The organism is Coprococcus intestinihominis (assembly GCF_040096555.1).
Taxonomy (GTDB): Bacteria; Bacillota; Clostridia; order Lachnospirales; family Lachnospiraceae; genus Coprococcus_A; species Coprococcus_A intestinihominis.
Genome location: NZ_JBBMEK010000037.1, coordinates 1 through 18,599, shown reverse-complemented (window position 1 = coordinate 18,599; position 18,599 = coordinate 1). Strand labels below are relative to the sequence as shown.

21 protein-coding genes are annotated in these 18,599 nt (G+C 45.9%); all 21 read right to left on the bottom strand.

Annotated features, from left to right (window positions below):
• Positions 1–817 (bottom strand): polyprenyl synthetase family protein (locus WMO25_RS04770; RefSeq protein WP_349084337.1); only part of this gene is annotated, 817 nt, incomplete at its 3' end.
• Positions 818–832: 15 nt separating this feature from the next.
• Entirely contained in the window at positions 833–1,039 is a 207-nt protein-coding gene (gene xseB / locus WMO25_RS04765; RefSeq protein ID WP_015512692.1) for an exodeoxyribonuclease VII small subunit, read from the bottom strand.
• A gap of 16 nt (positions 1,040–1,055) precedes the next feature.
• Positions 1,056–2,267, bottom strand: coding sequence for an exodeoxyribonuclease VII large subunit (gene xseA / locus WMO25_RS04760; RefSeq protein WP_349084335.1), 1,212 nt, complete (start codon positions 2,265–2,267; stop codon positions 1,056–1,058).
• 4 nt (positions 2,268–2,271) lie between these two features.
• Positions 2,272–2,667, bottom strand: coding sequence for a transcription antitermination factor NusB (gene nusB / locus WMO25_RS04755; protein ID WP_015512690.1), 396 nt, complete (start codon positions 2,665–2,667; stop codon positions 2,272–2,274).
• Positions 2,668–2,757: 90 nt separating this feature from the next.
• Positions 2,758–3,144, bottom strand: coding sequence for an Asp23/Gls24 family envelope stress response protein (locus tag WMO25_RS04750; RefSeq protein WP_349084333.1), 387 nt, complete (start codon positions 3,142–3,144; stop codon positions 2,758–2,760).
• Positions 3,145–3,236: 92 nt separating this feature from the next.
• Positions 3,237–3,899 (bottom strand): SpoIIIAH-like family protein, encoded by a 663-nt coding sequence (locus WMO25_RS04745; protein ID WP_349084332.1) that lies wholly within the window; start codon positions 3,897–3,899, stop codon positions 3,237–3,239.
• Between the two features lie 9 nt (positions 3,900–3,908).
• Positions 3,909–4,511 (bottom strand): SpoIIIAG-related protein, encoded by a 603-nt coding sequence (locus WMO25_RS04740; RefSeq protein WP_227082298.1) that lies wholly within the window; start codon positions 4,509–4,511, stop codon positions 3,909–3,911.
• Between the two features lie 14 nt (positions 4,512–4,525).
• Positions 4,526–5,053 (bottom strand): stage III sporulation protein AF, encoded by a 528-nt coding sequence (locus tag WMO25_RS04735; RefSeq protein ID WP_349084330.1) that lies wholly within the window; start codon positions 5,051–5,053, stop codon positions 4,526–4,528.
• Between the two features lie 14 nt (positions 5,054–5,067).
• Complete coding sequence (locus tag WMO25_RS04730; RefSeq protein WP_349084329.1) at positions 5,068–6,339, bottom strand: stage III sporulation protein AE; 1,272 nt, start codon at positions 6,337–6,339, stop codon at positions 5,068–5,070.
• 24 nt (positions 6,340–6,363) lie between these two features.
• Positions 6,364–6,753 carry a SpoIIIAC/SpoIIIAD family protein gene (locus tag WMO25_RS04725; protein WP_015512685.1) on the bottom strand — a complete coding sequence of 130 codons (390 nt, stop codon included), beginning with the start codon at positions 6,751–6,753 and terminating at the stop codon, positions 6,364–6,366.
• Positions 6,754–6,764: 11 nt separating this feature from the next.
• The gene (spoIIIAC, locus tag WMO25_RS04720; protein ID WP_015512684.1) at positions 6,765–6,959 is read right to left on the bottom strand and encodes a stage III sporulation protein AC; all 195 of its coding nucleotides are present in this window, start codon (positions 6,957–6,959) and stop codon (positions 6,765–6,767) included.
• 19 nt (positions 6,960–6,978) lie between these two features.
• The gene (locus tag WMO25_RS04715; RefSeq protein ID WP_242991827.1) at positions 6,979–7,437 is read right to left on the bottom strand and encodes a stage III sporulation protein AB; all 459 of its coding nucleotides are present in this window, start codon (positions 7,435–7,437) and stop codon (positions 6,979–6,981) included.
• Positions 7,379–8,434: a stage III sporulation protein AA gene (gene spoIIIAA / locus WMO25_RS04710; protein ID WP_349084326.1), complete on the bottom strand. Its 1,056-nt coding sequence runs from the start codon at positions 8,432–8,434 to the stop codon at positions 7,379–7,381. Before spoIIIAA ends, WMO25_RS04715 begins: the two co-directional genes overlap by 59 nt.
• A gap of 82 nt (positions 8,435–8,516) precedes the next feature.
• Positions 8,517–10,118 (bottom strand): MBL fold metallo-hydrolase RNA specificity domain-containing protein, encoded by a 1,602-nt coding sequence (locus WMO25_RS04705; RefSeq protein ID WP_349084325.1) that lies wholly within the window; start codon positions 10,116–10,118, stop codon positions 8,517–8,519.
• A 137-nt stretch (positions 10,119–10,255) separates the two neighbouring features.
• Positions 10,256–10,870: a ribosome biogenesis GTP-binding protein YihA/YsxC gene (yihA, locus tag WMO25_RS04700; RefSeq protein ID WP_349084324.1), complete on the bottom strand. Its 615-nt coding sequence runs from the start codon at positions 10,868–10,870 to the stop codon at positions 10,256–10,258.
• A 21-nt stretch (positions 10,871–10,891) separates the two neighbouring features.
• Positions 10,892–13,231 (bottom strand): endopeptidase La, encoded by a 2,340-nt coding sequence (lon, locus tag WMO25_RS04695; RefSeq protein ID WP_270258324.1) that lies wholly within the window; start codon positions 13,229–13,231, stop codon positions 10,892–10,894.
• Between the two features lie 134 nt (positions 13,232–13,365).
• The gene (gene clpX / locus WMO25_RS04690; protein WP_349084323.1) at positions 13,366–14,664 is read right to left on the bottom strand and encodes an ATP-dependent Clp protease ATP-binding subunit ClpX; all 1,299 of its coding nucleotides are present in this window, start codon (positions 14,662–14,664) and stop codon (positions 13,366–13,368) included.
• A gap of 28 nt (positions 14,665–14,692) precedes the next feature.
• Complete coding sequence (gene clpP / locus WMO25_RS04685) at positions 14,693–15,277, bottom strand: ATP-dependent Clp endopeptidase proteolytic subunit ClpP (RefSeq protein WP_015512677.1); 585 nt, start codon at positions 15,275–15,277, stop codon at positions 14,693–14,695.
• Positions 15,278–15,420: 143 nt separating this feature from the next.
• On the bottom strand, positions 15,421–16,746 hold the full coding sequence (gene tig, locus WMO25_RS04680; RefSeq protein ID WP_117541655.1) for a trigger factor: 1,326 nt from the start codon (positions 16,744–16,746) through the stop codon (positions 15,421–15,423).
• A 405-nt stretch (positions 16,747–17,151) separates the two neighbouring features.
• Positions 17,152–18,021, bottom strand: a complete 870-nt coding sequence (locus WMO25_RS04675) for a DMT family transporter (protein ID WP_349084320.1) — start codon at positions 18,019–18,021, stop codon at positions 17,152–17,154.
• Between the two features lie 54 nt (positions 18,022–18,075).
• The gene (locus WMO25_RS04670; RefSeq protein ID WP_349084319.1) at positions 18,076–18,567 is read right to left on the bottom strand and encodes a CYTH domain-containing protein; all 492 of its coding nucleotides are present in this window, start codon (positions 18,565–18,567) and stop codon (positions 18,076–18,078) included.
• Positions 18,568–18,599 lie beyond the last annotated feature (32 nt).

Here is an 18,599-nt window from a genome sequence, read left to right as displayed (position 1 = left end):
CCTCCTCTGAATATTCCGCCACATCCTTTTTTGCCTGTTCCAGTCCGTAGACTGTCACCCATGTTGTCTTCTCGTTCTTCTCATCGCTGTGCACCGGTTTGCCAAGCAATGCTTCATTGCCGATCACATCCAGCACATCATCCTGGATCTGGAAGGCCATGCCGATATCGCCGGCTGCTTTCTCCACCGCAGCAATCTGTTCATCCGATGCCCCGGCAAGCTGCGCACCGATCATCATCGCTGCTTCAATTAAGGCACCGGTCTTTAATTCGAAAATAAAGCGCAGTGTCTTCTCCGGTATCGGCTTCCCGGTCAGTTCAACATCCACTACCTGTCCGCCGATCATACCGTTGATCCCCGGCTTTGAACTGAGAATTCTAAAAGCTTTCATGACCCGTAGAAGTTCTTCATCATCTCTGGCATGATCCATCGCCTTAGACGCTGTCTCGAAGGCATAATTCAGCAGTGCATCACCTGCCAGGATCGCCATCGCTTCCCCGTAAACCTTATGGGAAGTCAGACGTCCTCTTCTGTAGTCATCATTGTCCAGTGCCGGCAGATCATCATGGATCAGCGAATACGTGTGGATCATCTCAATAGCTGCCATAAAAGGCTCTGCCAATGCCATATCCGTACCGCCGAAAAATCTGTAGGTCTCAGCGATCAGTAATGGACGAATCCGCTTGCCGCCAGCCATCAGGCTGTATCGCATCGCTGAAAAAATCGTCTTCTGAAGCCCCGCTTCTTCCGGAAGCATCCGCTCAAGTAACTTCTCTATATCTGCTGTTTTCTCTTTTAATTCCTGTTCCAATTGCATCTCACAGCCTCCGGACTATTCGTCCTCTTCATCTTCATTTCCATGAATTTCTATAATCTTTTTCTCAACCTTGTCAATCGCACCATTGCAGTATTTCAAGAGCTTCACACCTTCCTGATACAGCTTAAAAGCTTCTTCAAGAGGAAGATCTCTGTCTTCCATCTTCGCAGCAAGCGCATCCAGCTCTTCAAATGCTGTCTCCAGTGATTTTGCTTTCGCCATCGTGTATCCTCCTCTTTCAGCTCATCCGCTTCTTAACCGCTGTTACTTCGCTCTCTATTCTTCCATCCCTGACATCCAAAAGCAGCCGCTGCCCTTTTGTCACCTGTCCGGCTGATGTAATGCCATGTCCTTCTTCATCCGACACATAAGCATAGCCTCGCTCTAACTGTCTGAGAGGCGAAACACCTTCCAGCTTCTGCGTCCGGATAGCCAGTTCTGACTTGGCTGCATCCAGCTTTCGGTTCATGCCAATACGCAGTCTTTCTTCTATCTCCATCAGACGCTGTCGCCTATCGTTCAGACGGGACTGTGGGTTCAAATGTCTGAAAATACGCTGATAGTTCTCCACGCGCTGTCTGTTTCGCAGCACCGCCTGTTCCATGGCATGACTGAGACTCTCCTCATACCCCTGGATCTGACCAAGGATCACCCGCATATCCGGCACAGCCAGTTCGGCAGCCGCCGATGGCGTCGGTGCACGCAGATCAGACACAAAATCAATGATCGTCGTATCGGTCTCATGCCCCACTGCAGAAATCACCGGAACCGAGCATTCATAAACCGCTCTGGCCACAATTTCTTCATTAAAGGCCCATAAATCCTCAATGGATCCGCCGCCGCGCCCGACGATCATCACATCCACGCCGGCTGCTTCCAGCGCATGGATTCCCCGGACAACAGACTGAGCCGCTCCATCTCCCTGTACAGCAGACGGACAGAACACGATCTGAAGCCATGGATTTCTTCTCAGGGAAACATTAATAATATCCTGTACAGCCGCACCGGTTCTCGCCGTCACAACGCCCAGCCTCTTCGGATACTTCGGGATTTTCTGCTTATGTTCCTCATCAAACAGGCCTTCGGCAAGAAGCTTTTTCTTCAATGCTTCATATGCTTCATAAAGCCTGCCTGCGCCTTCCTGTATGATCTCACGGGCATACAGCTGATATTTGCCGTCCCGCTCATACACACTGACACTGCCGTAAACAATCACGGCCATACCTTCCGACATACGGAAATTCAGTCCCTTTCTGTTCCCGGCAAACATCACACAGGCAATCGCTCCTCCACGATCCTTCAATGTAAAATAAATATGCCCTGATGAATGGTACTTGCAATTGGAAACTTCTCCCCGGACATAAATATGATTCAGGGCAAAATCATCCATGAACAGACTTTTGATATACTGATTCACACTTGATACGGAATAGACCTGCTTTCTGTTCATAGCCTTAAATCATCTTCGCAAGCACACCGTTGATAAATGCCGGTGAATTCTCTGATCCGTAGCGTTTTGCCAGTTCTACAGCTTCATTAATGGCTACGCTGACCGGAATATCGTCATCGTACTTCATCTCATAGACAGCCAGTCGGATGATCGTGAGATCCACCTTGCCCATACGCTCTGTCTGCCATCCGACGGAATGTTCATTGACCATGGTATCCAGTTCCGGAATCATTGCCATGATCTTCTCTGTCTTCTGAACAATATAGTCCACTTCTTTCTGTTCAGGATCCGCCAGATATTCAATATAAAACGCTTCCTGCTCTTTCATCTCTTCTTCAGGAAAAAAATCCCTTCGAAATAATAATCTGAAAATATGTTCTCTTAATTCGCGTCTTCCCATTCTTTCCTCCACTGTATTCTATCATTAATTAAAAACAAACTTAAGGACAAATCATACCGGCTCTTGCAAAGCCGGCAGATCTGCCCTCTGCTATTCGTTGTCTATCTTCACATCAGCGACCCGGATGTTCACATCTACAACTTTCAGTCCGGTCATGGTCTCAATTGAGTTCTTCACACGTTCCTGAACAGCTGCTGTTACTTCAGGAATACTGCAGCCATATTCAAGAATGATGGATAAATCTACCCGGATACCGCTGTCTTCAAAAGCAATACGTACACCTTTGGACAAAACCTTCATTCCAAGCTTGCTGACCAGTTCCTTCTGAACATCTCCAGCCATGGCAACGACACCATCCACTTCGGTTGCTGCTATTCCTGCAATGATCGCCACCACTTCATTGGCGATCTGAACCTCTCCTAAAGGACCATTTTCATATATTGTATAATTCGTATTATTCTCACGTTCATTTGCCATTGTGTCTATACCTCCATATTCATCTGGTTATGTCTATTATACCAAAGTATCCGCCTCTTGAAAAGTATATCTTTTCATATAAAAATGAATACTTATTCCATGGTTGTTATCACAATATCCGACACATCTCTCTCTGTCTTGCGTGTCACGATATCTTCAATCTGCGCTTTCTGTTCATCCGTAATCTCAGCCGCACCCACTATAACATCCACAGAATCATCATTGATGCTGACCACGCTGTCTTTAAAGCCTTTGGCCTCAAGAAGAAGTTCCGCATCCAGCTCTTTTTCTGCTCTGTCGGTCATTCTGTTCATGCTGGCGATCGCATCGGCTTTCATGTCTTCCGATATGTCTGTATTATTGATGATCTCCAGTAAAGAGGCCTCATTTTTTGAACGCACCTGCTCTCTGTTTAATTTGGCAGAAGCACTGAATGCGCCTGCTGAGGCAGAACTGGTAAGTACTGCTTCACCGACCTTTTCCCCTTCCGGTGTTTCTGTATCCGCTGTGCTCTCTGCCTCGGCTGATACAGAAGCCAGATCTTCATCCGGAAAAGATGTAATATCTGCCTCCGCACCGGCTGCTGCCTCCTCAGCCTGTATATTTTCCTCCCGGATCTTCTCTGCTGTTTCGGCCGCTGCTTCCTGTTTCACCGGTTTTGTCTGGTCTGCTGTAAAATTCAGATAGCCGGCAATGACGATCATAATTGCCAGAGATGTAATAATGATCTGATTTTTCCTGAAAAGCCGTTTCAAAATACCCTCCTACCTGCTGCTCATTTTTACTACTTTTATTTTATGTACCGGTACATCAAATAATACCTGCACGGCATAAGTAATTTCATTGACCACTGTCTCATCACCGCCCCCCTGTGCTGCCACCAGCACACCTTCTATTTCCGGTTCTATCTGTTTGACCACATACGGACTCCCGCCGTTTGAACTGCTGTACACCGTAGATTCAGAGCGGCTTATATTATTATTCGTTGTTGTCTGACCACTCTGTTCCCCCTGCCCGGTTTTATTCTCCGAATAAGTCCTGTCTTTTTCCACCACCTGTTCGCCGTTGTTTTTTAAGGTGATCATCACCTTCACTTCTCCGGCACCTTCCACACTCTCAAGCATGGATTTCAACCTGCTTTCCATAACAGCCGCATACTGATCTGCATAATTATACGATGTCTCCTGCTTTTTCTCCACTGATGCCTCTGTCTGACCGGATGTTTTCCCTGACTTTCCCCCAACCGGCCATACAGCCACCAGAATCAGCAGCCCCACAAGTGCCAGAAGCATAAACCGGTCTTTTTGCCCTTTGCCGCCGTTTTCACCGCTTTTAAACCGCTGCCAGAATGCTTTGAAATCTGCCATTCTCATCGGCCTCCCTACCCCGAATAACCAAAGTGGATCTGACTTTCTGCCATTCCAAGCTGCTGACTCAGCAATTGTCTGAACTGCTTTTTACTCCCGTTATCTGCCTCCATTCCGTCTTCTGACAGCACATTCATAGACACTTCTGTCGGGCATCCGTATGAATCACTGGACACATCTTCATTGACAGAAAGCCGGATCTCCTCTGCCCTTAATCCGCTCATGTCTGCCAGATTCCTGATCTGTTCTGTCATGGCAGCTTTATATTGCTTCATATAATAGGCCTGATATCGTTTTCCATCCTCCCCCTTCATCTGATAGACCTGACTGCCCGTCCTCAGATTCTCAAGCAGACAGCTTACCTCACTCCCAATATTGCCCTGAAGCACCTGCCGCAGCGGCGATGTGATCATCAGAATCAGGATAAGGCCGGTACACATATGAAAATATCGCTTGTATTGTGCCGGCAGCAGATGTTCCATATAGCTGCACAAAATCATAAACACAGCCAGTTTTTTTACCCAGACCAGAAGCTGTTCCATATCGGCTCCTTCCATTATACCGCAACAACCGAAGCCGCGTTGCAGACCACCGCCAGGGAGAGAATAAACATAAGCACACAGGCGACAAGCACATGTAGCAACATTCCGACCCCCTGTGTCATGGCATCCATTCCTTCAAGAAGGCGTTTTTCCGTAACCGGCTGGATCACTGCCTGTACAATTTTGTATGATAAAAGGACCATACAGACCCGAACCACCGGAACCGCACAGATCAGCAAAATAATCAGCAGGCTTCCCATCCCCAGCACATTTCGGATAAGCACACCGGAGCCAATGACCGCCCCCACAGCTGTATTCATAGCCGTTCCGACCCCCGGCACAGCGGATATAAGCTTATAGGCCACAGTTTCCTTTGCCCGGTCGATGGCCGGCAGCAGCATGGTCTGCAAAATGTTGATGCCAAGGATAACACCCACAACGGTGCGGATACTCCAACGGATCAGCAGTGCCAGCAATTCACTGAGTTTTGAAAGATAATCTTCTTTTGAAATATGGTTGACCAGGGCCGTCAGTACATACACCTGTATCATTTTCATAATCAAAGAACTCATCAGCCAGTCCGCAGCAGCAATAGCAATCATCATCAATTCATAATACGCACCGGACAGCAGACTGCCCGTTGTAAATGTCAGGGCCGTACAAAACGTCGGCAGCAGCACTTTCATAAATTCTGTCAGTGAATGCAATACATCACGGACAATGGCAGATGTCATCATAAAAGACGTCATCATCAGTGTCATTAACAGTGTATAAGTCAGATAGAAACCGGTTTCCGCCACCTGTTCTTTTGAAAATGCCATGGCAAAATTCGTAAATATCGCACCGATCACTGCAAAACAGGCGATTTTGAATAACAGCTGCTGATTCTCATAAATGCCACCGGCCACCTGTTCCCGGATCATCTGAAACAAAAGCTGTCCGGCCTCAGAAAGGCTTCCTGTCATCAGCTGTTTTAAAATCGCTTTGAAAGATACAGAAGACCTGACAGTCATTGCCTCCGAAACCGCAGCCTCTATTTCAGACAGATCTCCCAGCATGTCTAACGGATCATCCTTATCGTCCGTGTTTTCACCCTCCGGCTGTTCAGAAACATCCTCTCCCCCTCCTGGAGCATCCGATCTGATGTCTTTAACAGCTTCATGACTGATTGATGCCTGTACTTCTTTTGCAGGCTTTATGCAAACACCAGTGACTGTCATTCCAATAAGGACACACACAAAACCGATACCATACAGCATTTTCTTTCTCAGGATATATTTCCACATTTTGATTTTTGGCCATCTCTCCATTTAGGCTCCGATAAACTCCGTAATGGCGCTCATCAATGTCTGCAGTACCGGAAGGCTCATAACAACGATCGTCAATTTGCCCAGAAGCTCAATCTGTGCCGCAATCGCCTGATAGCCGGCATCTTTGCATATACATGATGCAAAGTCACAGATATAGGCAATGCCTGTGATCCGCAGAAGAATTCTTATATAGACCGGGCTGACTGCCAGATATTCTCCCAGAGTCTGAATACTTCCGGTAATTTTCTGAAGACAGATCAGTGCAAAACCAAAAATAAAAATACCGGCACTTATACTGATCATCGAACTGTATTCCGGCCGGACAGATTTCATATATAAAGCCAGCATGGCGGCCGCGATCCCCATGACAGCTGCTTTGATCACTTCCATTTAGCCGCCTTTCATAACGCAAAAAGTTGCTGAATTGTTTGAAACAATTCATAAATATACGGAATAATCCACATCAATACAAGAATCAGTCCGGCAAGACTCGTCAAAAAAGCCTGGTCATCCCTGCCGGAATGCTTCAATATCTGATTCAATACGGAAATAAGGATGCCGACGGCTGCTATTTTAAAAATTACATTGACTGTCATACCGGACCTCCCGGAAAAATCATATTAACAGGATTATAATAAAAAAACCGGACAAAAGTCCAAGTGCAACACTGAGTTTCTGTTTTTCCTTCATATTTTTCCGAATCATATTTTGATTGTCTTCAATCTGTGCCATACAGGCTTCCAGGGATGACAGCTGCATCTGTCGGTCCAGATACCCAAGCTGACTGCCGGACTCCAGAAAAATCTGTTTATCCTCCTTTGTCAGATAGGTGTTATTCAGACATTTTTCAATTTCCGTCTGCCATAAAGTTTTCAATGATTGCCCATCCATTCGGCGCATTTGCTCTGATAGGCCGTGATAAAAATCTGAGAAGGGCTTTTCCTGACGAAGGGCTATCTGATCGATGGCTTCCGGAAGTTCTGCCCCTGTATACCTGATTTCACCATGCAGCATTCTAAGTGACCGCTGCATCTGTCCCAGCTGTACATAGCGCCTCTTCCAGGAGACGCCCATAGCCAGTCCTGCTCCGCCGCATCCTGTCATGACACAGATCGCCCCGATGATTTTGATAAAGAAAATCCATGTCTGCATTAAGAATAGCCTCCACTTTGCCGACTGTATTCTTTCGGCTGAGTATAACATACCGTTCAAATATTTTTTCCTCAGCCATCTGCCGAAGGGCCGGCCGCATCTGCATTTTTTCCATCGAAGCGCCATGTGCCGTTGCCAGCAGACAACAACCGCAATTCATGACAGCGTCTATCGCCTCCTTATCTGTCCTGCTGCCGATCTCATCCACCGCCAGAATCTCCGGTGTCATGGACCTCAGCATCATTTGCATCCCCATATGTTTGGCGCAGCCATCCAGCACATCCGTCCGAATACCCATATCATTCTGCGGAATACCGCGATAGCAGGCAGCGATCTCTGAACGTTCATCCACCACTCCCACTCTTCGTCCCGCTTCCTGTCCACAGCCATTGGAAAACTGTCGGATCACATCCCGAAGCATCGTTGTCTTTCCGCATCCCGGCGGCGACAGGATCAATGTATTGCAGGGTCTGCCCTCTTCATACAGCCAGGGCATTAATTCATCGGCACAGCCCCTGACCTCATGGGCCAGACGGACATTCAAAAATGTAATAGGACGTATACTCCTGATACCATTGCCATCCGACAGAACTTTTCCTGCTATGCCCACCCGATGTCCGCCCTGAATGGTCAGAAATCCCTGTCGTATTTCCTCCTCATAAGCATAGATGGAATAATGACTGAGATACGTCATTGTCTCTTGAATTTCCTGTGCCGAAACATGATAAGCTGCCGATGATTCTGTCACAATATTACCTTCCGGGCCTGCCAGATATTCTTTGTTATCATATAAAATCATCAAAGGCCTGCCCGCCCGCAGCCGGATTTCCTGAAGTCTGCCTATATGCACCGGCAATGCCGTCAATATTTCCCTGATATGAACGGAAAAAATCTTCATCAGCTGCTCTTTTCTATCCATTGGCATCACCTCTGGTAAGAAATATATTCAGCTGATGAAGATTTTATGATTGGTTGTCTCTGTTACCTATGATAGGATACCATTAACGATCCCATTTGTCACAGAGATTATTGATCTCATTGGTAAATCGGGTCAGATCCTTGTTGGTTCCGCCTTCATTGTGGCGGATCACAAGCATCAGGCGGCGTCCTGCATTAAGCAGACGTTCAAAGACTGTCGCTGCCTTGCGCTGCATCGCCTTCTTCGGCGTAACTCGTACCGGTTCCGGAGCCTGCAGACATTCATTCGTCAACAGGTCATATTCCGCACCGGTATATGGTGCTACTGCATCAATCCCTAATTCGTCTTTGATCCTGGCTGCAAATACATCTGTCACTGTATCCTCACCATGAACAACGAAAACTCTCTTCGGCTTCTTCTCAAAGGCCCCGATCCATTTCATCAGGCCTTCGCAGTCTGCATGACCGCTGACGCCTGCCAGGGAAGTGATCTCTGCCTGTACTTCAATGGTCTCGCCAAAAAGCTTCACTTCCATCGCGCCTTCCACAAGATTACGTCCCAGTGTGCCTACGGACTGATAGCCGACAAAGAGGATCGTACATTCCGGACGCCACAGATTATGTTTCAGATGATGACGGATACGGCCGGCATCACACATACCGGAAGCAGATATGATCACCTTCGGTGTCGTGGATACATTGATTGCAATGGAATCATCACTTGTAACGGCCGTCTTCAGACCCGGAAAACTGATCGGATTGATGCCCTGTTTGATCAGTGCCATCGCATCATCATCATAATATCCCGGTACACTCCTGTTGAAAACATTCGTTGCTTCCACTGCCAGTGGACTGTCCACATACACCTCAAAATTATCATGGTTCTTCACAAGGCCTTCCGCCTTGATCTGTCTGATAAAGTAAAGCATCTCCTGAGTTCGTCCAACAGCAAAGGAAGGAATGACTACATTGCCGCCCCGGTCAAATGTCCGTTGGATGATTGCTGTCAATTCCTTGATATAATCCGGACGCGGACCATGGCTTCTGTCCCCATACGTGGATTCCATAATGACATAATCCGCATCCTTAATATAATGTGGATTCTTGATGATCGGCTGATTCGTATTGCCGATATCACCGGAAAATACAAGCTTCTTCGTCACACCCTGTTCTGTCACCCATACCTCGATGCTGGCTGACCCCAGCAAATGTCCCGCATCCACAAAACGGATTTCTATCCCTTCGCATACCTGTATCTTCTCCTCATACCGGCATGGTACAAAATACTGCAGAATCCCCACTGCATCTTCCGTTGTATAAATCGGTACAATCGGCGGTATGCCCGCACGCTTGCCCTTACGGTTCTTCCACTCCGCTTCAAATTCCTGGATATGCGCACTGTCAAGCAACATGATCTGGCAGAGCTGCTGTGTTGCCTCTGTTGTATAAACACTACCTTTGAACCCCTGATTATACAATAAAGGCAGCATTCCCGAATGATCAATATGGGCATGTGTCAAAAAAACGTAATCCACATCAGAAGCAGGAACCGGAATTTCCTGATTCTCATAAAGATTCTTGCCTTGCTCCATACCACAGTCAATGAGAATCTTCTTGCCTGCCGCTTCGAGATAATGCTTGCTGCCTGTTACCTCATGTGCCGCTCCCGAAAAAAACAGCTTCATAAAAAAGCCCCCCTTCTTTGGTAATATTATACCAAAACCAGGGAGGCTATGCCACATTATTTGTAATATTTAATACACTTATTATAGGTTGTCTAAAAAGTGACGGTCAATTCGGCAAGCATGCATCAACATAACCTTTACTCATCCTCATTCAGTGCTTCCTCAGGCGCCATCGCATAAGTTTCAATGAGTTCCCATATCTCATCACGGCCCTGCTTTGTCACCGCAGAATACGGAACAATCGGTGTGCCTTCTGCTACATTCAGCCCTTCACGGATCAGCTTCAGTTGTTTCTGAACCTGGCTTCGCTTGATCTTGTCCAGCTTTGTGGCGATAATCGCCGGATAAAAGCCGTTTTCAATGATCCAACTGTACATATGCTTATCATTGGCTGACGGTTCATGACGGATATCCACTAACAGAAAGACCATGCGGAGCTGTCTGGATTTTCGGAGATAATTCTCGATCATCTTGCCCCATTTTGCCTTGACAGCCTGTGAAACATTGGCAAAACCATAACCCGGAAGATCGACAATATAAATCTCATCATTCACATTGTAATAGTTGATAGTCTGGGTCTTGCCCGGCTGCTGGGAAACTCTTGCATAGGCTTTTCTGTTCACCAGACCGTTGATCAGTGAGGATTTGCCTACATTGGACTTACCGGAAAAAGCAACCTCAGGATGCTGGTTTTCCGGCAGCGTGCTTGTAATACCGCATACTGTTTCCAGATTTACATTCTTTATAACCATTCTTCTTCTCCTGCCAAAACCTTAACTGTTTGCTGCCTGTGCCTTCGGCATACTCTCCAGCGCCACCGGAAGAATATCTGCCATTGTGGATGCATAAACAAACTTCAGATCTTTCGTGATCTCTTTGTCCAGTTCTTTGATATCTCTGCGGTTTTTCTCCGGTACGATCACTGTGTGAATACCTGCCACCTTAGCCGCAATGGACTTCTCACGAAGACCGCCGATTGGAAGCACACGGCCTCTCAAGGTAATCTCACCTGTCATTGCCACATCTGCACGAACCGGAGTACCTGTAATGGCAGAAAGCATCGCTGTTGCCATGGTCACGCCTGCTGAAGGACCATCCTTTGGTACAGCCCCTTCAGGAATGTGGATATGAATGTCATTTTTCTCAAAAAATTCCCTGTCAATATTGAACTGGTCGCTGACAGAACGAATATAGCTGATGGCTGCCATGGCCGATTCCTTCATGACATCCCCCAGATGTCCGGTCAGTTCAAACTTGCCTTTGCCCGGCATTACATTGACCTCGATAGAAAGGGTATCACCGCCTACACTGGTCCATGCCAGTCCCCGGACGATGCCAATCTCATTCTTCGCATTGGCCATCTCATAATCATATTTCTTCGTGCCAAGGAAATGTTCCAAGTTCTTCTCTGTCACTTTGACATTCTTCTTGCCGTCCTGCAGGATCATGCGTGCTGTCTTTCGGCAGATATCGCCCAGACAGCGTTCCAGACCACGGACGCCGGACTCACGGGTATAGTAGAGAATGATATCTTCAATGGCCTTATCGCTGATCGTCAGCTGTTTCGCCTTGATGCCGTTGGCTTTCATCTGCTTCTCGATCAGATGCTCTTTGGCAATATGAAGCTTCTCATTCTGTGTATACGTATTGATCTCGATGATCTCCATACGGTCTAACAGCGGACGCGGAATGGTGGACAAACTATTGGCTGTTGCGATAAACAGCACATCAGAAAGATCCAGTGGAAGTTCCAGATAATTGTCTCTGAACTTGCTGTTCTGCTCAGAATCCAACACTTCCAGCAGTGCGGAAAATGTATCCCCTTTATAGTCTGTGCTGACTTTGTCAATCTCATCCAAAAGCATGACTGGATTTTTTACACCAGCATGAGAAAGTCCGGACGCAATACGTCCCGGCATGGCACCGATATAGGTTCTTCGGTGTCCTCGGATCTCTGCTTCATCATGAACACCGCCAAGACTGATGCGGACATATTTCTTGTTCAAAGCTCTCGCAATAGAACGTGCAATGGATGTCTTACCTGTTCCCGGCGGGCCCACCAGACAAAGGATCGGGCTGTCTCCCTTTTTCGTCAGTAATCTGACGGAAAGGAATTCGAGAATTCTCTCTTTGACCTTTTCCAGTCCATAATGATCCTCCCGCAAAATCTTCGCTGCTTTGTCAATATTCTTGTTATCACGGCTTGTCTTGCTCCATGGCATTTCAAACAATGTATCAATATAGGTTCTGAGAACACCTGTCTCCGCTGAATTGCCTGCAGATGCCTTAAAGCGTGAAATTTCCTTCTCAAGCTTCTCTTTTACAACATCCGGTGCCTTCAGTTCTTCCAGTTTCTTCTCATACTCATCGATTTCAGACTGCATGTCATCGCCCAGTTCTTCACGGATCAGCTTCATCTGCTCACGCAGCACATAATCCCGCTGATTCTTCTCAAGACGGCTCTTGACCTTGTTCTGAATATCCTGGTTGATCAGAAGAACATCGTATTCCTTCTCCATGATACGGCATAATTCTTCATACCGCTCACGGAAATCCATCTTCTCTGCCAATGTCTGTCTATCCTGCCAACGCATCGGCATGTTGGCACAGAGCTGATTCGTCAGTTTAACAATATCCTCTGCCTGTTCCATCTGTCTTGTGATCTCCGGACCAAACTTGGCACCGGCATCGATAAATTTCTGAACGATTTCCTCAAGGACACGGCGCATAGCCTCTGCCTCGTTCTCATTCTCCACCTTTTCTTCTCTGTCATGAATAATGACATCCGTCAGCAAATAGGGAGACACCGAAATCATCTCGTCCAGTTCTGCCCTGAATTTGCCCTCTGCCACAACACGGACCATATTCTCAGGCATCTTGACGATCTGTTTCACCTTCGCCATAGCACCTGCCGTATAAAGGTCTTCCTGTTTCGGATCTTCCTCATCCGGATCTTTCTGTGCCACAAGAAAAACCATCTGGTCTTTGACCATGGCTGCTTCCAATGCAGCAATAGACTTCTTGCGGCTTACATCAAAATGCAGGATCATATCCGGCAGACATACAAGTCCTCTCAATGCCACTGCTGGCATTCTGCAGTTAATATCACTCATCTCTTTTGTTCACCTTCTTATCATTGGTTGCTTGATCTATTTCATTTGTCTGTTTTCTGTATCTGGCCCTAAATTCTTCCAAATTCTATCATAAAAAGGCTGCCGTATCATTTCAACCGGCAGCCTTGTGAATCCTATGCGATTTCTCCGCTGTTCTTGCGGGATGACTTCTTCGTCTGTCCCTTCTTAGATGGGAGCTGCGGCTCACCGTGAACCAGCTCTGGAGCTGCCTGTCCATCAACAACAGCTTTGGTGATAATACACTTCTCAACTGTTTCGTCTGACGGCAGTGTAAACATTGTATCCATCAAAACATTCTCAACAATGGAACGTAATCCTCTGGCACCGGTATTTCTCATGAATGAGCGATGGGCAATTTCATGAACAGCCTCATCTTCAAACTCAAGATCCACACCATCCAGCTGGAACAGTTTCTTGTACTGCTTGATGATCGCACTCTTCGGTTCTGTCAGAACACGAACAAGGGCATCCTCATCCAGCAGATCAAGAGATACACTGACAGGCACACGGCCTACAAACTCAGGGATCAGGCCATATTTGACAAAATCCTGAGGTAGTGCCTGTTTCATCAGCTCACTGACATTCTGCTCTTCTTCCTTCACATGAATATCTGCATTAAATCCGATGGACTGACCGCCTGTTCTTGATTCGACAATCTTGTCCAGGCCATCAAAAGCACCGCCGCAGATAAACAGAATGTTCGTTGTATCAATCTGAAGAAATTCCTGATGCGGATGCTTTCTGCCGCCCTGAGGCGGAACAGATGCCACCGTACCCTCCAGAATCTTCAAAAGTGCCTGCTGAACACCTTCACCGGAAACATCTCTTGTAATAGAGACATTCTCGGACTTCTTCGTGATCTTGTCGATCTCATCGATATAAATAATACCTCTTTCGGCTTTCTCAATGTCATAATCTGCTGCCTGAATCAGTTTCAGCAGAATATTCTCCACATCTTCACCGACATAACCTGCTTCTGTCAGAGCTGTTGCATCTGCGATAGCAAATGGTACATTCAAAACCTTAGCCAGTGTCTGTGCCAAAAGTGTTTTGCCGGAACCGGTAGGTCCTACCATAATAATATTGCTCTTCTGCAATTCCACATCATTGCCGGCGTTGGATGCGATTCTCTTGTAATGATTATAAACAGCGACGGATAAAACCTTCTTGGCCTGTTCCTGTCCGATAACGTACTGATCAAGGAAATTCTTAATCTCAACAGGTTTCAGCAGGTTAAAGTCCGCATCGTTCTGATCCTCTTCCATCTCATCTTCGATGATCTCCATGCAGATATCTACGCATTCATCACAAATAAATGCATTCGGACCTGCAATAAGCTTACGGACCTGATCCTGTGTTTTATTACAAAAAGAACATCTTGGCTGCTTCTTGTCATCAATACGACTTGCCATATACTACCTCTTTTACTTCAAGACTTGCCTATGCACGCTTGGTTACTACAGCATCAATCAGGCCATAATTCTTGGCCTCTTCTGCACTCATGTAATAGTCTCTTTCTGTATCTGCTGCAATCTTCTCCAGTGGCTGATGTGTATTGGCAGCCAGTAATTCATTCAGCATACGCTTTGTGTACTGGATACGGTCAGCAACAATCTGAATCTCTGTTGCCTGTCCCTGTGCACCGCCTGATGGCTGATGGATCATGATGGTTGAATGCGGCAGAGCCAGACGCTTGCCCGGTGTACCGCCTGCCAGCAGGAAGGCACCCATACTTGCAGCCATACCCATACAAATTGTTGATACATCGCATTTAATAAACTGCATGGTATCATAGATAGCCATACCTGCGGATACAGAACCGCCGGGACTGTTAATATACATCTGAATATCCTTACCCGGATCTTCAGATTCAAGGAAAAGGAGCTGTGATACAATCAGATTGGCGGATACATCCGTTACTTCTTCTCCAAGGAAAATAATTCTGTCTTTTAAAAGTCTGGAATAAATATCAAAGGCACGTTCGCCTCTGCTTGACTGTTCAATGACTGTAGGTACTAAACTCATCCTTATCCTCCTGTCAAACCAGATATGCCCCGCATATCTGTCAATGTCAGCATTTTACTCAGTCAAAACGCTGTTTAGACTGATTCAACACCACAGGGCTGCGGCAAACTTCTCTGCGGCAGCCCTGCTATCTTACGTTATGATTATTCTGCGTCTTCTACAGTTGCTTCTACTTCAGTTACAGGAACTTCTACAGCAGCCTCTGTGATCATGTCAAGTGCTTTCTGCGCAGCGATATCGCTCTTGATGTTCTCTGTTTCTTCGTCAGCGAAGATTTCTTTAACCTTGTCTACTGTCAGACCATATCTTTCAGCAATGTTCGCGAATTCTTTCTCAACTTCTTCTTCACTTGCTGTGATGCCTTCAGCTGCAGCAATTGCTTCAAGAACAAGTCTGTTCTCAATGTTCTTCTGAGCCTGTGGTTTCATCTGTTCAAGAAGGCCGTCCGGTGTCAGGCCTGTAAACTGATAGTACTGAGCCATAGAAAGACCGTTGGACTGCATCTGCTGAGCAAACTGATCCATCATCTGTCTTGTCTGAGTAATTACCATAGGATCCGGAATATCCATCTCAGCGTTCTCTACGATCTGTCTGATAATCTTCTCCTGTTTCTCCTGACGTACAGCTTTTTCTTTCTGTTCTGCAATGCCTTTCTTTACATCTTCTTTGTATTCATCAAGTGTATCAAATTCAGATACATCCTGAGCGAATTCATCATTGATCTCCGGAAGTTCTTTCTTCTTGATCTCATGAACTTTTACTTTGAATACTGCAGCTTTGCCTGCAAGGTCTTTAGCCTGGTAATCTTCTGGGAATGTTACATTTACTTCTACATCAGAATCTGCTGTCGCACCAACAAGCTGGTCTTCGAATCCAGGGATGAAAGAACCTGAACCAAGTACCAGAGGATGGTTCTCAGCTGTACCGCCTTCGAATACTTCACCATCTACAGAACCTTCGAAGTCGATAACAACTGTATCGCCGTTCTCAGCTGGTCTGTCAACTGTAATCTCTCTTGCGTTCTGTTCCTGAACTTTCTTCAGTTCAGCTTCGATTTCTTCGTCTGTTACTTCTACCTTATTCTCAGGTACTTCGATACCCTTGTACTGGCCAAGTGTAACTTCTGGTTTAGTAGCTACTTCTGCTGTAAAGATGAAATCTTTGCCTTTTTCCATCTGTGTAACATCGATGGCTGGCTGAGATGTGATCTTGATATCCTTTACTTCTGCAAGTGCCTTGTCATATTCTTCCGGAATAACGATGTTGGCAGCATCTTCATAGAACATGCCTGCACCGTACATCTTCTCTACCATTGCCTGAGGCACTTTACCTTTTCTGAAACCTGGAATGGAGATCTGGTTCTTCATCTTCTTGTAAGCCTGTGTAATTGCCTTATTGAAAGTTTCAGCTGGAACTGTAATTGTCAGTTTCGCCATATTATGTTCTAATTTCTCTACCTGTACACTCATGATATTAATATCCTCCTTCATCTATCCCGAAACCGGTCCCTCCAAAGTGCGGAGTCAGCCTGTTTTCAAGCGCTTATGGATTTAAGTATATTATACATCCGGGCATATGTAAATAGGGGAGAGCCACTTTTTTCTAAAAAAAACATAAAAAAACGGCTGTTATGGTAAACCAATCAGTCAAAAGTCAGCTATTCCTGCTGAAACACACTTCCCTTCGAAGATGGACGTAGCAGTACTAAGATTGCCGGACTTTTCTTGTCACATTCACTTCGCTGCAGTGATATCAAAAAAAGCTCATGTCCAGCATCCTTACTGCCAGACATGGGCCTTCTGTTTTTTTTCTTCACATTTTCAATAACGCATTCATAAATGTACCAGCAATGTTAATATATCATCATTTTTAAATTATTTCGCCGACTCCGCATGACGGTTATTATACAAAAACATCAATGCTGACATACCGAAGATCAACACATATCCAATGATACTGATCCAATCCGGCAATTCGCCGAAGAAGATGAAACTCCAGATGGCTGCGAAAATGACCAATGTATAATCATAAATGGAGATTTCTCTGGCCGGGGCATACTTGTAGGCGGCTGTGATGCCAAACTGACCTACGGCTGCGCCTGCGCCTGCACCGATCAGAATCAGAAACTGCTGCAGTGTCATCGGTTCGAAGAAAAAGATCATGTACGGCAATGCCGCCAGGCATGAAAATGCCGAAAAAAAGAACACGATGAAAGGCCCTTTTTCACCTTTAATACCAAGATACCGCACACAGGTGTACGCACCGCCGGCACACACACCGCCGATGAAGCCGCAAAGCGCCGGAAATGTGGCTGTCAGATCAAAAGATGGCTTGATGATAAACAAACTGCCGATAAAAGCGATCACAATGGCAATACACTGGAAGGGTGATAACTTTTCCTTCAGGAAGATGTAGGAAAAGATCAGTGTAAAGAAAGGTGATAACTTGTTCAACATGGAAGCATCCGACAGTACCATATGGCTCAATGCATAAAAGTTACAGAAAATACCAATGGTTCCAAGTACAGCGCGCAAAATCAATGCCGGCAGATTCTCTTTCTTGCAGGAAAAACCCGCTTTGCTTCTATATAATAAGATAAACGCAATAATCGCTGCCACAAGATTTCTAAAAAAGCTCTTTTCAATAGACGGCAGATCACCGGACAGCTTCACGCATAAATTCATAATTGAAAAGCCAAATGCTGAAATCAAAATACACACAATGGCTTTATTTTTCGTATTCATATAGCAAAACCTCTCATCTCTTAATATTCGCTTTGTCTGACTATTTTCGCCTGATCATTTTCCTTCTGATGCCAAAAGACTTTGTATCTCAACAATCTCTTCCACTTTCATTCTGCTCATGGCACTGTTATGATACCGGCCGTCATAAGTCACATCTTCACCAAACCATTCCGGCGCCGCAAAGCTTTCCGCTTCTTCAATACTCGGAAATTCCACTTCCGCCACAACAATGCCTTCAAACAGGCCTTCAAAAACATCCAGCTCTATTGTATAGGCATGAAAAGGTATCAAATAACGTCTTTTGGTAATAATATTGCCATCTGCTTTCTGAAGAAGATGGGCATATGAATCTGCATCCAATGGCAGATTGTATTCTTCTCTGGCCATCATGCCTCCGCCTTTGTAGGTCATATAATAATTCTCATCTTCACGGCGTACTCTGACAACAGGACGCACATTCAGATAAGCCTGTTCGATCAGATGGCTCTTGTATTGTTCCAGATGCTCCGGCATTTTTTGAATTAAAAATTTACGCTCTATTTCCATAAAACGACTCAAAACCTCCTAATTATTCCACT